This window comes from Sphingomonas qilianensis, from assembly GCF_039614825.1.
Taxonomy (GTDB): domain Bacteria; phylum Pseudomonadota; class Alphaproteobacteria; order Sphingomonadales; family Sphingomonadaceae; genus Sphingomonas; species Sphingomonas qilianensis.
Window position 1 is genome coordinate 256,946 of the sequence record NZ_JBDIMF010000004.1, and the last position, 12,274, is coordinate 269,219.

At 65.4% G+C, this 12,274-nt stretch carries 15 protein-coding genes and 1 riboswitch; of the genes, 7 read left to right on the top strand and 8 right to left on the bottom strand.

All coding sequences use genetic code 11. From position 1 onward, the window contains the following. The first annotated feature begins 6 nt into the window (after positions 1 to 6). Positions 7 to 1,158, top strand: coding sequence for a PepSY-associated TM helix domain-containing protein (locus ABC969_RS11325; protein WP_345865033.1), 1,152 nt, complete (start codon positions 7 to 9; stop codon positions 1,156 to 1,158). Then, positions 1,155 to 1,340 carry a hypothetical protein gene (locus ABC969_RS11330; RefSeq protein ID WP_345865034.1) on the top strand — a complete coding sequence of 62 codons (186 nt, stop codon included), beginning with the start codon at positions 1,155 to 1,157 and terminating at the stop codon, positions 1,338 to 1,340. The genes ABC969_RS11325 and ABC969_RS11330 overlap by 4 nt, the downstream gene beginning before the upstream one ends. On the opposite strand, the gene ABC969_RS11335 is transcribed toward ABC969_RS11330, so the two are convergent. From ABC969_RS11335 to argH, 4 genes are read right to left on the bottom strand one after another with little or no spacing between them, the layout of a single operon-like run. Beyond that, positions 1,337 to 2,116 (bottom strand): precorrin-2 dehydrogenase/sirohydrochlorin ferrochelatase family protein, encoded by a 780-nt coding sequence (locus ABC969_RS11335; protein ID WP_345865036.1) that lies wholly within the window; start codon positions 2,114 to 2,116, stop codon positions 1,337 to 1,339. The two genes, ABC969_RS11330 and ABC969_RS11335, sit on opposite strands and share 4 nt — an antisense overlap. Then, positions 2,113 to 3,375 carry a diaminopimelate decarboxylase gene (gene lysA / locus ABC969_RS11340; protein ID WP_345865037.1) on the bottom strand — a complete coding sequence of 421 codons (1,263 nt, stop codon included), beginning with the start codon at positions 3,373 to 3,375 and terminating at the stop codon, positions 2,113 to 2,115. Before lysA ends, ABC969_RS11335 begins: the two co-directional genes overlap by 4 nt. A 10-nt stretch (positions 3,376 to 3,385) precedes the next feature. Then, positions 3,386 to 3,619 carry a hypothetical protein gene (locus ABC969_RS11345; protein ID WP_380808304.1) on the bottom strand — a complete coding sequence of 78 codons (234 nt, stop codon included), beginning with the start codon at positions 3,617 to 3,619 and terminating at the stop codon, positions 3,386 to 3,388. Continuing rightward, complete coding sequence (gene argH / locus ABC969_RS11350; RefSeq protein ID WP_380808944.1) at positions 3,616 to 4,980, bottom strand: argininosuccinate lyase; 1,365 nt, start codon at positions 4,978 to 4,980, stop codon at positions 3,616 to 3,618. The genes ABC969_RS11345 and argH overlap by 4 nt, the downstream gene beginning before the upstream one ends. Positions 4,981 to 4,996: 16 nt before the next feature. Between argH and ABC969_RS11355 the strand changes: the two genes are divergently transcribed. Continuing rightward, positions 4,997 to 5,578, top strand: coding sequence for a TlpA family protein disulfide reductase (locus ABC969_RS11355; protein WP_345865039.1), 582 nt, complete (start codon positions 4,997 to 4,999; stop codon positions 5,576 to 5,578). A gap of 109 nt (positions 5,579 to 5,687) precedes the next feature. On the opposite strand, the gene ABC969_RS11360 is transcribed toward ABC969_RS11355, so the two are convergent. Next, positions 5,688 to 6,008 carry a terminase small subunit gene (locus ABC969_RS11360; protein WP_345865041.1) on the bottom strand — a complete coding sequence of 107 codons (321 nt, stop codon included), beginning with the start codon at positions 6,006 to 6,008 and terminating at the stop codon, positions 5,688 to 5,690. 181 nt (positions 6,009 to 6,189) lie between these two features. Here ABC969_RS11360 and ABC969_RS11365 point away from each other — a divergent pair, with 181 nt between their 5' ends. From ABC969_RS11365 to ABC969_RS11375, 4 genes are all read left to right on the top strand, one after another. Then, positions 6,190 to 6,438, top strand: a complete 249-nt coding sequence (locus ABC969_RS11365) for a type II toxin-antitoxin system Phd/YefM family antitoxin (RefSeq protein WP_345865043.1) — start codon at positions 6,190 to 6,192, stop codon at positions 6,436 to 6,438. Next, positions 6,435 to 6,701 carry a Txe/YoeB family addiction module toxin gene (locus ABC969_RS11370; RefSeq protein WP_345865045.1) on the top strand — a complete coding sequence of 89 codons (267 nt, stop codon included), beginning with the start codon at positions 6,435 to 6,437 and terminating at the stop codon, positions 6,699 to 6,701. The genes ABC969_RS11365 and ABC969_RS11370 overlap by 4 nt, the downstream gene beginning before the upstream one ends. Before the next feature lie 140 nt (positions 6,702 to 6,841). Then, positions 6,842 to 7,375: a RelA/SpoT domain-containing protein gene (locus ABC969_RS16510; protein WP_427916131.1), complete on the top strand. Its 534-nt coding sequence runs from the start codon at positions 6,842 to 6,844 to the stop codon at positions 7,373 to 7,375. After that, positions 7,375 to 7,920 (top strand): hypothetical protein, encoded by a 546-nt coding sequence (locus tag ABC969_RS11375; protein WP_345865047.1) that lies wholly within the window; start codon positions 7,375 to 7,377, stop codon positions 7,918 to 7,920. Before ABC969_RS16510 ends, ABC969_RS11375 begins: the two co-directional genes overlap by 1 nt. Before the next feature lie 7 nt (positions 7,921 to 7,927). Here the strand turns inward: ABC969_RS11375 and thiC are convergent, their stop codons facing one another. The 3 genes from thiC to ABC969_RS11390 all read right to left on the bottom strand — a co-directional run bounded on the left by thiC (position 7,928) and on the right by ABC969_RS11390 (position 12,203). Then, positions 7,928 to 9,859 carry a phosphomethylpyrimidine synthase ThiC gene (gene thiC, locus ABC969_RS11380; protein ID WP_345865048.1) on the bottom strand — a complete coding sequence of 644 codons (1,932 nt, stop codon included), beginning with the start codon at positions 9,857 to 9,859 and terminating at the stop codon, positions 7,928 to 7,930. A gap of 52 nt (positions 9,860 to 9,911) precedes the next feature. Next, a riboswitch (TPP riboswitch) is annotated at positions 9,912 to 10,021 on the bottom strand. Between the two features lie 89 nt (positions 10,022 to 10,110). Further along, a complete protein-coding gene (locus tag ABC969_RS11385; protein ID WP_345865050.1) occupies positions 10,111 to 11,148 on the bottom strand; it encodes a ferritin-like domain-containing protein in 1,038 nt (345 codons plus the stop codon). A gap of 50 nt (positions 11,149 to 11,198) precedes the next feature. After that, a complete protein-coding gene (locus tag ABC969_RS11390; RefSeq protein ID WP_345865052.1) occupies positions 11,199 to 12,203 on the bottom strand; it encodes a ferritin-like domain-containing protein in 1,005 nt (334 codons plus the stop codon). Positions 12,204 to 12,274 lie beyond the last annotated feature (71 nt).

The following is a 12,274-nucleotide window of genomic DNA, read 5'->3' on the forward strand; positions in this document are numbered from 1 at the left end:
CGCCGCATGACCAACCGCACGATCAAGATCTGGTATCTGATCCATCGATGGACCAGCCTGGCCTGCACGCTTTTCGCGCTGATGCTGTGCGTCACCGGGCTGCCGCTGATCTTTCACGACGAGATCGATGCGGCGACGACGCCCCCGACGCTGCCGGCAATGGCGGCCGACACGCCGCTGCTGCCGCTCGACACCATGGTGCGCACGGCGACACGGCTCTATCCGGGCGAACGCCCGCTATTCCTGAGCTTCGACGACGATCGCCCGGTGGTGAACGTGACGACCGGGCCGCGCGCGCTTTCCGGGCTGGACGAGATGCATATCACCGCGATCGACCGGCGCACCGCGCGGAAGATCGAGGATCTGAACGAGGATGCCGGCGTGATGGGCTTCATCCTGCGGCTGCACGTCGATCTCTTCCTGGGCCTGCCCGGCGAGCTGTTCCTCGGCTTTATGGGTGTCCTGTTCTTCGCGGCGATCGTCTCGGGCGTGGTGGTCTACGCACCGTTCATGAAGCGGCTGAATTTCGGCACGGTGCGCACGCGGCGCAGCCGGCGCCTCAAATGGCTCGACCTGCACAATATGCTGGGCATCGTCACGCTGATGTGGCTGAGCATTGTCGCGCTGACCGGGGTGATCAACACGCTGTCTGCGCCCTTGGTCGATGTCTGGCGCAAGGATCAGCTGGCGTCGCTGGCCGGCGCTTATGCGGGCAAGGAGCCGCTACCGCCGGCGCGCTTCAGCTCGCTCGACAATGCCGTGGCGACGGCCGTGCGCCAGGCCCCCGGCACGACGCCGCAGTTCATCGCCTTTCCGGGGGTGCGCTTTACCACGGAACACCATTATGCCGTCTGGCTGCACGGCGCGACGCCGGCGACGCGGCAGATCCTGACCCCCGCCTTGATCGATGCGCAAAGCGGCGCGTTCAGCGCGATGCGGACGATGCCGTGGTACATGCTGGCGCTGCGACTGTCACAGCCGCTGCATTTCGGCGATTATGCCGGGCTGCCGCTCAAGATCCTCTGGGCGTTGCTCGATCTCGCCGCGATCGTCGTGCTGGGCAGTGGCCTGTATCTGTGGCTGGGCAAACGGCGCAGCTCGATCGATGCCCGGTTGCGGGAACTGCGCCGTGGCGGCGAGCCGGTACGCACGGCATGATCGCGCGGCAGCGCCGGCGTGGCGCGGTTTTCGGCATCCCCCTGCTCCTCGCGCTGGTGACGCTGGCGGGGCTGGTGATCGGGCTGCTGGGCGACGGCGGCTACGATATCGCGGCCGGGCTGGCGATGCTGCTGCCCGTGGCAGTGATCGCCTGGTCGCTGGGCAAGGCCCGGCGGGGCTAGCGCCGCCCCGACGGATCGAACAGCATATCGAGCGACAGTCCGGTGCCCGCGGCGGCCGGCGCCGCCGGGCAGGGTATGCGGATGGCATCCGCCCGCGCCCGATCGAGGATCGCCACCGGCACATCGGCACGGTGGAAGATGCGATCCGCCTGGCCCAGCAGGCGCGCTTGCCGCAGCGTCAGATCATCGGGATCGGCCGAAGTCAGCGTGATCGTGACCAGCTCGCCCGCCACCGCTGCCGCGCCCGCCAGCCAGTGCTCCACCGCGCCGCCCTCGACCAAAGGATCAAGCGCGCCGCCGGGGGCAAAGGCGGCGCCCAGCGCCCGGCGGCGATCCCCGCCATCCGGGTACCGCGTCTTGATCGCGCTGCGCACAGCGAACAGGCCGTTGGCCAAGGCACCGATGCCGGCGGGCAGGATCGTCTCGAGCCGCTGGCGCAAGGCCGCGGCCAATCCGGCGGAGACGCCGCCCGTGCCGATCGCCACCAGCACGGGATCACGATCGACGATCGCCGGCAGCGTGAAATCGCACAGATCGGGCCGATCGACCGCGTTGATCAGCACGCCGCGCGCGCGCAGCCGCATCACCGCCGCCACCGCTTCGCCCTCGTCCTCGATCGCCACCACGGCGAGCGCCGCCGGTGCTTCCTCACCCGACACCAAGGCACCGGCGCGTTCGAGCAGGCGGCGCTTGGCATCCGCCGGTTCGCCCTCGCCAAGCAGGATCACCGGGCGGCCCGCCAGCCGCACGAACAGCGGCAGGCTGTGCCAGCTCATGCGCGCAGCCAATCGGGCACGCGTTCGGCGGCGAAGATCGTCTCCGGCAGGATGCGATCGGCGACCACGGCATAACGATCGCCATCGACCAGCACCTCGGGCACCAGCGCGCGGCTGTTATACGTGCTGGCCATCGTCGCGCCATACGCCCCGGCGGAGCGGAAGATCGCCAGATCGCCCGACGACACCCGATCGATCTCGCGCCCCATGGCGAAGGTATCGCCGCTTTCGCACACCGGGCCGGCGATATTGGCGGTCATCCGCTCCCCGCTCGGGCGCACCGCGGCGAAATCGTGCCACGCATCGTACATGGCGGGGCGCGCCAGATCGTTCATCGCGGCATCGACGATCACATAGGGATTGATCGCGCCGGGCTTGACCCAGATCACTTCCGTCAGCAACGCGCCGGCATTGGCGGTGAGCAGGCGGCCGGGCTCAAACATGAGCTCCACGTCCCAATCCTTGGTCACGCGCGCGACCATCGCGCCATAGTCGGCGGGGCTGGGCGGCATATCACCCGGCTTGTACGGCACGCCTAGGCCACCGCCAAGATCGACGCGGCTGATGAAATGGCCGAACCGGCGCAGCTCGGCGACCAGCGCGCCGACCCGCTCGAACGCCGCTTCCAAAGGCGCCAGATCGAACAACTGGCTGCCGATATGGATCGCCACGCCGCGCATGCTGAGGCCGTCCTGCTCGGCGAGCCGGCCATACATCTCGACCGCGCGATCGATATCGACGCCGAACTTGTTTTCCTTGCGCCCGGTGGAGATCTTGGCGTGCGTGCCGGCATCGACATCGGGATTGACGCGCAGCGTGGCCGGCGCGCGCAGCCCGCGGGCGTGCGCCATGGCGCCGAGCACCTCGCCCTCTTCCTCGAGCTCGAGATTGAACTGGCCGATCCCGGCATCGAGCGCGGCGGACAATTCCTTGCGCGTCTTGCCGACGCCGGAAAAGACGATCTCGCTGGCCGGAATGCCCGCGGCCAGCGCACGCGCCATTTCGCCGCCGGAGACGACATCGGCGCCATAGCCCTCCTGCGCCAGCACGCGCAGCACGGCGAGATTGGGATTGGCCTTGATGGCGAAGGCGAGATGCACCCGCCCTGCCCCGGCCAGCCCCTCGCGAAACACCCGCGCATGCCGCCGCAACGTGGCGGTGGAATAGACATAGACCGGCGTGCCGACCTCTTGCGCGATCGTCTCCAGGCTGACGCCCTCGCAATGGAGCGCGCCATCGACAGCAGTGAAATGATCCATCAGTTTCTCGTCATTGTGGCGGCAGGCTGAATTCATCGCTGCGGCGATCCTGCGAGCGGGTGAGCAATTCATCGCTGCGATCGGGGCGTGCCTGGTTGCTCGGGGTGAGCAATTGCGCCGGGGTCGGCTTGGCCGTGGCACCATAAGGCGCGACCGGCAATTGTTTGCCCGGCGCGGGGGTAAGCCCCGTCGCGCCGCACCCGCCCAACGCCAGCGCGGCCAACAGCAGAGCGTATCGCATCATACTTCTCCTCGTGCCGCGGCGATCGCGGCGCGCACGCGCACCGGCGCGGTGCCACCGAAACTGGTACGGCTGGCGACCGAGGCATCGACGCTGAGCACGCCATATACCCGATCATCGATCCGCGCATCGATCGCCTGCAGATCGGCGAGCGACAATTGATCCAGCGCCACGCCCAGCTCTTCCGCGCGCTTGACCGCGCTGCCGGTGATGTGATGCGCCTCGCGGAACGGGATGCCGCCTTCGCGCACCAGCCAATCGGCGAGATCGGTGGCGGTGGCATAGCCCGCCTCGGCCGCGGCGCGCATCCGGGGCGTGCGGAACGTCGCGCTCTCGACCATCCCGGTCATCGCCGCGATGCTAAGGCCCAGCAGATCATGCGCCTCGAACACCGGCGGCTTATCGTCCTGCATGTCCTTCGAATACGCGAGCGGCAGGCCCTTCATGGTGATCATCAACGCGGTGAGGCAGCCGATGATGCGCCCGCTATGCCCGCGCACCAGCTCGGCGGCATCGGGATTGCGCTTTTGCGGCATGATCGAGCTGCCGGTCGACCATTGATCGGACAGCGCGACGAAGCCGAACGGCTGCGATGCCCAAAGGATAAACTCCTCGGCCAGGCGGCTGAGATGCAAGGCGGTCTGCGCCGCGGCGGTGAGATATTCGAGCGCGAAATCACGGTCGCTGACGCCGTCCAAGGAATTGCGCGTCGGGCCGTCGAAACCCAGGGCCGCGGCGGTGGCGGCGCGGTCGATCGGGAAACCGGTGCCGGCGAGCGCGGCCGAGCCCAGGGGGCACAGATTGGCGCGGGCGCGGGCATCGGCGAAGCGCGCGCGATCGCGCGCGGTCATCTCGTGATAGGCCATCAGATGATGCCCCAGCGTCACCGGCTGCGCGCTCTGCAGATGCGTGAAGCCGGGCATGACGCTGTCGGCATGTTCCTCCGCGCGGGTCAGCAACGCCTGCTGGAACGCGGCGAGCGCGGCATCGGCCTGATCGATCGCATCGCGCACCCACAGGCGGAAATCGGTCGCCACCTGATCGTTGCGCGAGCGCGCGGTGTGCAGCCGGCCGGCGACCGGGCCGATCAGCGCGGCGAGCTTCGACTCGCTCTGCATATGAATGTCTTCGAGCGTGAGATCCTCGGCCACGCCATTGGCCGCATAGTCCGCCGCGACCTGATCGAGCCCGGCGAGAATCGTCGCGGCATCCTCGGGCGCGATGATGCCCTGCGCGCCCAGCATCGAGGCATGCGCCCTGGAGCCGGCGATATCCTGCCGCCACAAGCGCTTGTCGAACGGGATCGAGGCATTTATCTCGCGCATCACCGCCGCCGGGCCTTCGGCAAAGCGCCCGCCCCACATCGCATTGGATGCGTTCATGTCTTTCCGCTCGACGATCGTATCGCTCCTGCTGCCGCCTACAGTAATATTGGGGGCCCTTGCCGGGTGCGATAAGCAAGACCAGGCGGCGGGGCAAGCAAACGCCACCGTCGTGGCGCCGGCCCCGGCGAGCAATGCCAGCGCCGAGGCGACCGGCACGCTCGACCGCAGCCATCAGGGCGAGACCGCGTCGATGCTGAAATTCCAGGGGCCGGACGGCAAACCGACCAGCATCGCCGCCTTTGCCGGCAAGCCCGTGCTGGTCAATCTGTGGGCCACTTGGTGCGCGCCGTGCGTGGCCGAGATGCCGACGCTGGACCGCGTGGCCGAGCGCATGCAGGTCGTCGCGGTGAGCCAGGATCTGGCGGGCGCGGCGAAGGTCGATCCATTCTTCGCCAAGGCCGGGCTGAAGAACATCAAGCGCTATCTCGATCCCGGCGTGGGGCTGAGCGTGGCTTATCAGGCCAGCCTGCCGACCAGCATCCTGTACGATTCGTCGGGCAAGGAAGTGTGGCGGATGAGCGGCGGGATGGACTGGACCAGCGCCGCCGCCGCAAAACTGCTCGCCGAGGCGCGCTGAACGCCGCGAATGTTGACAATGTTGAGGCGCTGACGCGGTGTTGCCGCCGACGCGCCGGGGAAGCGCCCGCGACGTGCGCCCCACGCGCGTCCGACGCGCCAGCCGCGCGTCATGACCGCGACGGCGACGCGGCGGGCGCGATGCGCGCCGGCGCGAACGGATCGGCGAGGCGACGGGCATGCACCGCCAGCGCCTGATCCCATGCCCTTACGAACGGCGCGCCGCCGAGCCGCGCGCGCAAGCGATGCGCGCTGGACGGCGACATGCCCGCGGCGCGCGCCGCCTCTGCGACGCAGCCGCACTCCAGCAGGGCGGCGAGGAAGATGCGCTGCTTGGCCGGGGTCCAATGCGCGCGGCGCGACGGGGACGGGGGTGCGGGGGCCGGTGGACCGGAGGCAGCGCGGGCGGGGGGAGCGGATGAGTCGGTCATCCGATAGTTTGGATCAGAAACGCCGCGTGTAGGACAGATGAGGCTGAGCGATTGTTGGACATTTTGCGGGCGGGGTGCGCCCATTGGGCATCCCTCAGGATTGCTCCGTTTACGCTGTCATCACAGGAGAGCCGCCGACCAATATCTTGACATTGGACAGGGTTTTGTCCAAGATACCCAGATGCAGGCAGTCTCCTATTCCGAAGCGCGCGAGAATCTGAAATCGATGATCGACAAGGTCGTCGCGGATCGGGCGCCGCTGGCCATTACGCGGCAGCGCGGCGAAGGCGCGGTGCTGGTTTCGGCGAGCGAATGGGCGTCGATCGAGGAAACGCTGTATCTGCTGCGCTCGCCCAAGAATGCCGAGCGGCTGCTGGAGGCGGTGCGCGGGTTTGAAGCGCGTGAAGCAGAGGCTATTCCGTTCCCGTGAACGTGGCGTTCTGGCCGACGGCGTGGGACGATTACCGCCATTGGCAGGACCATGACGCGAAGACGCTCGACAAGCTCCACGCGCTGATCGAGGAATGCCGCCGCCATCCGTTCAAGGGCACCGGCAAGCCGGAGCCGCTCGGCGGCAATCTGTCAGGCTGGTGGTCGCGGCGGATCAGCCAGGAGCACCGGCTGGTGTATCGCGTGACGGGCAGCGGGGACGCGCAGACGCTGCAGGTGGCGCAATGCCGCTATCATTATTAGGAAAGCATAATCACCTGAATTGGTGGCGGGAGCCTCAAGCAGTTGTGGAAGCGACAGACAGAGCATAACTTATTACATGTTGCCCGAACGCTGGAAGTCATCAATGTAGATTAAAACAGGGTTCTAATCGGATGCCATACATGTCGACATATCCCCCGCCCCCGGCATCGAAACGAGAAGTGAATCGGGCAGGCAAAGCGATCGCCGATGGAGAAGAGAGCGACGAAAACATTCAGGTCGTTGATCAGTGGCGAGCCGCGCACGGTTATGTTATCAATACCTTTCAGATTTTCTTTAAGAGAAGAGTAGAAAAATTTAACGCTTCCATTGAGTTTGCTCAAAGATTAAAACGGCGAAGCACGGTGATTGACAAAATCACTCGCCGGCATCCTGACGGCCGCCCTCTGATGTCCGATGTAACGAGCATGCAAGATTTTGCTGGGTGTCGCCTCATTTTTGACACCTTAGAAGACTTAACCCAATTCCGAGACTACGTTCACTCATCCCAGTCCATGGAACACGTTGCTCACAAACTGAAACATGATCGAGCGAAGTATGATTACATAAGTCACCCTAAGGCGAGCGGATATCGAGGTATCCATGACATCTATGCTCATTATCCCCGTGCGCACAGGCGCGGAAGTGACGCGTCGAACCGTGGCATGGGTTGCTAGTGGAAGTACAATATAGAACCCGTGTTCAACATGCTTGGGCTACGGCGTTAGAGATTTCTGACATCGTCGATGGGCAAAAAACAAAATTCGATCTGGACGATACGGACCGTGTAAAGTTCTTCGCTCTAGCTAGCGAAATATTGGCCCGCCACCATGAAGGCGTCTCGAACGCTATGACAGGGCGGGAAACTGAAGAGCTTTGCATAGAATTTGATAAACTTGAAAAGCAATTAGGCATTCTTCAAAGACTTCATGCTCTTAAAGCTTCTGGCGGATTCGATAAAATCAAGCGTCACAATGTTCTTAACGTCGTTCGTGACGCTGAGGGAAGTATCGGACTAGAAATATTGACATTTTCTAGTCCGGCAGATGCGATCGATAAAGCGTCCGAGCTCGAAAGTAACTCTGATAGCTTAAATGCTGTTTACGTTCGGGCGGATAACCCTGGTCAGGTACGAAGTGCTTATCGAAACTATTTTAATGATCCCGTCGATTTCGTGCGCCTAATTAACGAGGCTGTATCCAGTCATGGGATTTTAAGGTAGATATTTTCTAATCCCGCTCCCGTGGTCCAGCCCCCATATACAATTCGCTCCCCGTCTCCTTGAACACCCGGCTCATCTCTTCCATCCCGGCGATCGCCGCGGCCTTGCTCGCCGCCGCGGTTTCCGCACCGGTCGGGCCAGCGGCGATGAAGCCTTCGATGCCCTGATTCTGCTTCGCCGCGAAGTCGCGGACTTCCTGGCTGATCTGCATCGAGCAGAATTTGGGGCCGCACATCGAGCAGAAATGCGCGGTCTTGGCGCCTTCGGCCGGGAGCGTCTGGTCGTGATACTGTTCCGCCGTGTCGGGATCGAGCGACAGGTTGAACTGGTCGCGCCAGCGGAACTCGAAGCGCGCGCGGCTGAGTGCGTCGTCGCGCATCTGCGCGGCGGGGTGACCCTTGGCGAGATCGGCGGCGTGGGCGGCGAGTTTGTAGGTTACCACGCCGACTTTCACGTCGTCGCGGTCGGGGAGGCCGAGATGCTCCTTGGGCGTGACGTAGCAAAGCATCGCGGTGCCGTACCAGCCGATCATCGCCGCGCCGATGCCGCTGGTGATGTGATCGTAGCCGGGCGCGATGTCGGTGGTGAGCGGTCCGAGCGTGTAGAAGGGCGCCTCGCCGCAGACTTCGAGCTGCTTGTCCATATTCTCCTTGATCTTGTGCATCGGCACGTGGCCGGGGCCTTCGATCATCACCTGGACGTCGCTCTTCCACGCGCGGTGGGTGAGTTCGCCCAAGGTGTAGAGCTCGCTGAACTGCGCTTCGTCGTTCGCGTCGGCGATGCTGCCGGGGCGCAGGCCGTCGCCGAGCGAATAAGCGATGTCGTACGCCTTCATGATCTCGGTGATCTCGTCGAAGCGTTCGTAGAGGAACGATTCCTTGTGATGGCTGAGGCACCATTTGGCCATGATCGACCCGCCGCGGCTGACGATGCCGGTGACGCGCTTGGCCGCCATCGGCACATAGGCGAGGCGGACGCCGGCGTGGATCGTGAAATAGTCGACGCCCTGCTCGGCCTGCTCGATCAGCGTGTCGCGGAAGATTTCCCAGGTCAGGTCCTCGGCGACGCCTCCTACCTTCTCCAGCGCCTGGTAGATCGGCACGGTGCCGATCGGGACGGGCGAGTTGCGGATGATCCATTCGCGGGTGTCGTGGATGTTGCGGCCGGTCGACAGGTCCATGACGGTGTCGGCGCCCCAGCGGATCGACCAGACGAGCTTGTCGACTTCGGCGGCGACGTTGCTGGCGACCGCCGAGTTGCCGATATTGGCGTTGATCTTGACCAGGAAGTTGCGGCCGATCGCCATCGGTTCGGATTCGGGGTGGTTGACGTTGTTGGGGATGATCGCGCGGCCGCGCGCGATCTCGTCACGGACGAATTCGGGGGTGACGAAGTCGGGGATCGACGCGCCGAAGCTCTCGCCGTCGCGCTTGTATTCCTTGAGCATCGCGCGACCGAGATTCTCGCGGGTCGCGACATATTCCATCTCGGGCGTGATGATGCCGCGGCGCGCGTAATGCATCTGGCTGAGATTATGCCCTGGCTTGGCGCGTAGCGGGCGGCGGTGCGCGGCGGGGAATTGCGGCACGCCGCCCGAGCGATCGGGGCCGAGCTGGCCGTTATCCTCGGGGCGGACCTCGCGCGGGTCATAGCTCTCGACATCGCCGCGCGCAGCGATCCAGCCGCTGCGGATCGGCGGCAGGCCGGCATTGATGTCGATCGTCGCGCGGGGGTCGGTATAGGGGCCGGACGTGTCGTAGACGCGCAAAGGGGGTTCGCTGCACGAGGGATCGAGCACGATCTCACGCATGGCGACGCGGACATCGGGGCTGGAGGGCACGGCGACGTGGATTTTCCGCGAGCCGCGGATCGGGCCGGTGGTGACGCCGATCGTCGGCTCGGGGGTCGCGCGCTCGATGATGCTGTCGATGTCGGCCATGGTCGGTCTCCTATGCGTGTCGGAGACCGTGTCGGCAGATGCCCGTTTGCCGGGCCAGCTTGCCTCCGCTCCCTCCGCCGGTGTCAGCCGGATCAGGTTCAGCGGGTCGAAGGCTCCTGCCTTCCTCTCAGCTGCGGCACGGCAGCCCCCCGGGGAAGCGACTTGCATATGCCGTTGCGGGCATGACGCCAAACGAAAAAGGACCGGGCGTTGCCGCCCGGCCCTTCCTGCACACGCGCGGGTAGGCGCGATCAGGCGTTGGCGCTGCTCGCCTTGAACGTGCCGTTGAGCCCGCTCGGGAAGAAGCCGCCCGACGTCGCCCCCGCGGTTTTCGCCGCGGTGTTGAGATAGACGATGTTGAGCACCTGCGAGGGCGTGCGGCTGAAGGCGATGCCATTGGCATCGGCGGGGACGAGATTGGCCGAGCCGTCCGTATTGGTGATGCCCTGATCGCGCTCCGCCGTCGCACCGGTGGTGCCATCCAGGCTGTCACGCGCGTCGGAGATCTTGTTGGCATTGGTGCGCAGCGCATCAATGCCCTTGGCGTAGAGCGCGGTGCGGACGAGGCCGGCATGATAGGCCTCGGCGGCGAGGATGCCGGCGGCGGCCTCGAGATAGGTCTTGTTGCTGATCAGCGGTGCCGCGCCCTTATAGGCCGAGACGCCGACATCCTCGAAGATGAACGCGCCGAGCAGGAACGCCTCGGGCGAGGCATAGGGATTGAACACATCCCCTGCGCCGACCACGCCGGCGGCGCGCGCCGCCGCGGTGAACGCGCCATTGGCATCACCCGAAATGTTCAGATTGGGCATCGCCACCGCGCTGCTGCCGAGCACGGTGCGCAGGAAGGCGACATGCTGCGCCTCATCGCGCGCAATCTCACGGGCATAGGCGCCGACCAGCGCATCGCCGGCAAAATTGACCTGCGCGCCACCGGTGACGGTGCCCGGCGCGGTGCCGTCGCCGCCCGCGGTCAGGCTGGTCGCCAGGCCCGCGCCGGTGACGGCATAGCTGTAGAATTGCGCCTCGAGATATTCGAGATTGAGCGCGAAATTGAGCACCGCGAAATTCACCGTATTGTCCGATGCGGTCGGCGTGGGGGTGGGCGTTGCCGTGGGGGTCGGGGTCGGGGTGACTTTATTGTCATCGCCGGCGCCGCAGGCGGACAGCAGAGCGAGCCCGCCGACCGCCGCGGTGCCGCTGCCGGCGACCTTGAGGAACTGGCGGCGCGCATCACGGCGCGTAGCCACCGCGGCGAGGATTTCTTGAACGTTATCGTGATCGATCATGTCGAAAATTCCCTGGAAAAAGATGTCAGCAAAAGCGGGCGAAGGCGCGCTTATCCGCTCGTCTTGAGCGTGCCGTTGACACCATTGGGGAAGAAGCCGCCGGCCGTGTTGGTGCCCGCCTTGAGATAGACGATGTTGAGCACCTGGCCCGGCGTGCGGCTGTAGGCGAGGCCGTTTTCGTTGAGCGGCGCGATGTTGGCGATGGTGTTGACGCCGGTGCCGCTGGGCAGGATGCCCTGATCGCCATCGGGGCCGATGCCGCGCACGGCATCGAGCGCGGGGGCGCCATCGAGCGAATCGCGCGCGTTGGAAATCGCCTCGGTCGCCTCGATCAGCATCTTGGAGGGCGTGGCGATGCCCTTGGCATAGAGCGCGGTGCGCACGATGGCGGCATGATAGGCCTCGACCGCGAGGATGCCCGCTGCGGCCTCGATATAGATTGACGAGGTGAGCAGCGGCGCCGCGCCCTTATAGGCAGTGACGCCGACGTCTTCGAACAGGAACGCGCCGAGCAGAAAATTCTCGGGCGAGGCATAGGGATTGAATGCGCCCCCCGCGGTGAGCCCCGCGGCCGTGGCGGCGGCATTGAACGGGCCATCGGCCGCGCCGCTGATGTTGATATTGGGCATCGCCACCGCGGACGTGCCAAGCTGATTGCGCAGGAACGTGACGTGCGCCAGTTCGTCGGCCGCGATTTCCCTGGCATAGGCCGCGACCAGCGCATCGCCCGAGAAATCGACCTTCGCGCCGCCGGTGACGGTGCCGCCAGCGGTGCCCGTACCGCTCGCCGTCAGCGTGGCGGCAAGCCCCGTGCCGTTGACGGCATAGAGATAGAATTGCGCTTCGAGATATTCGAGATTGAGCGCGAAATTCAGGATGTCCGCGTCGGTCGGCGCGGTCTGCGCATTGACCACCGATCCCAGCGAGACCGCCGCAGCGCCCGCGCCGGCCATCGCCGCGGCACCAAACGCTGCCTTGAAAAAGTCACGTCGTTCGTTGCGTCGCTCGGCGCGCTCGTCGAACGCCGCGATCAGCTGCTGGTTGGTATCGGTCATCCCGTCTGTCTCCCTTGTCGTCGGCGGAGCGTTGCGGCCGCAGCCGCCCCGATCCGCCGATCCCAGGCAAC

Excerpts from the sequence above, each read along its gene's own strand:
- ABC969_RS11325 (WP_345865033.1), top strand. The coding sequence starts at position 7 with ATGACCAACCGCACGATCAAGATCTGGTATCTGATCCATCGATGGACC.
- ABC969_RS11330 (WP_345865034.1), top strand. The coding sequence starts at position 1,155 with ATGATCGCGCGGCAGCGCCGGCGTGGCGCGGTTTTCGGCATCCCCCTG.
- ABC969_RS11335 (WP_345865036.1), bottom strand. The coding sequence starts at position 2,116 with ATGAGCTGGCACAGCCTGCCGCTGTTCGTGCGGCTGGCGGGCCGCCCG.
- lysA (WP_345865037.1), bottom strand. The coding sequence starts at position 3,375 with ATGGATCATTTCACTGCTGTCGATGGCGCGCTCCATTGCGAGGGCGTC.
- ABC969_RS11345 (WP_380808304.1), bottom strand. The coding sequence starts at position 3,619 with ATGATGCGATACGCTCTGCTGTTGGCCGCGCTGGCGTTGGGCGGGTGC.
- argH (WP_380808944.1), bottom strand. The coding sequence starts at position 4,980 with ATGTGGGGCGGGCGCTTTGCCGAAGGCCCGGCGGCGGTGATGCGCGAG.
- ABC969_RS11355 (WP_345865039.1), top strand. The coding sequence starts at position 4,997 with ATGTCTTTCCGCTCGACGATCGTATCGCTCCTGCTGCCGCCTACAGTA.
- ABC969_RS11360 (WP_345865041.1), bottom strand. The coding sequence starts at position 6,008 with ATGACCGACTCATCCGCTCCCCCCGCCCGCGCTGCCTCCGGTCCACCG.
- ABC969_RS11365 (WP_345865043.1), top strand. The coding sequence starts at position 6,190 with ATGCAGGCAGTCTCCTATTCCGAAGCGCGCGAGAATCTGAAATCGATG.
- ABC969_RS16510 (WP_427916131.1), top strand. The coding sequence starts at position 6,842 with ATGTCGACATATCCCCCGCCCCCGGCATCGAAACGAGAAGTGAATCGG.
- thiC (WP_345865048.1), bottom strand. The coding sequence starts at position 9,859 with ATGGCCGACATCGACAGCATCATCGAGCGCGCGACCCCCGAGCCGACG.
- ABC969_RS11385 (WP_345865050.1), bottom strand. The coding sequence starts at position 11,148 with ATGATCGATCACGATAACGTTCAAGAAATCCTCGCCGCGGTGGCTACG.
- ABC969_RS11390 (WP_345865052.1), bottom strand. The coding sequence starts at position 12,203 with ATGACCGATACCAACCAGCAGCTGATCGCGGCGTTCGACGAGCGCGCC.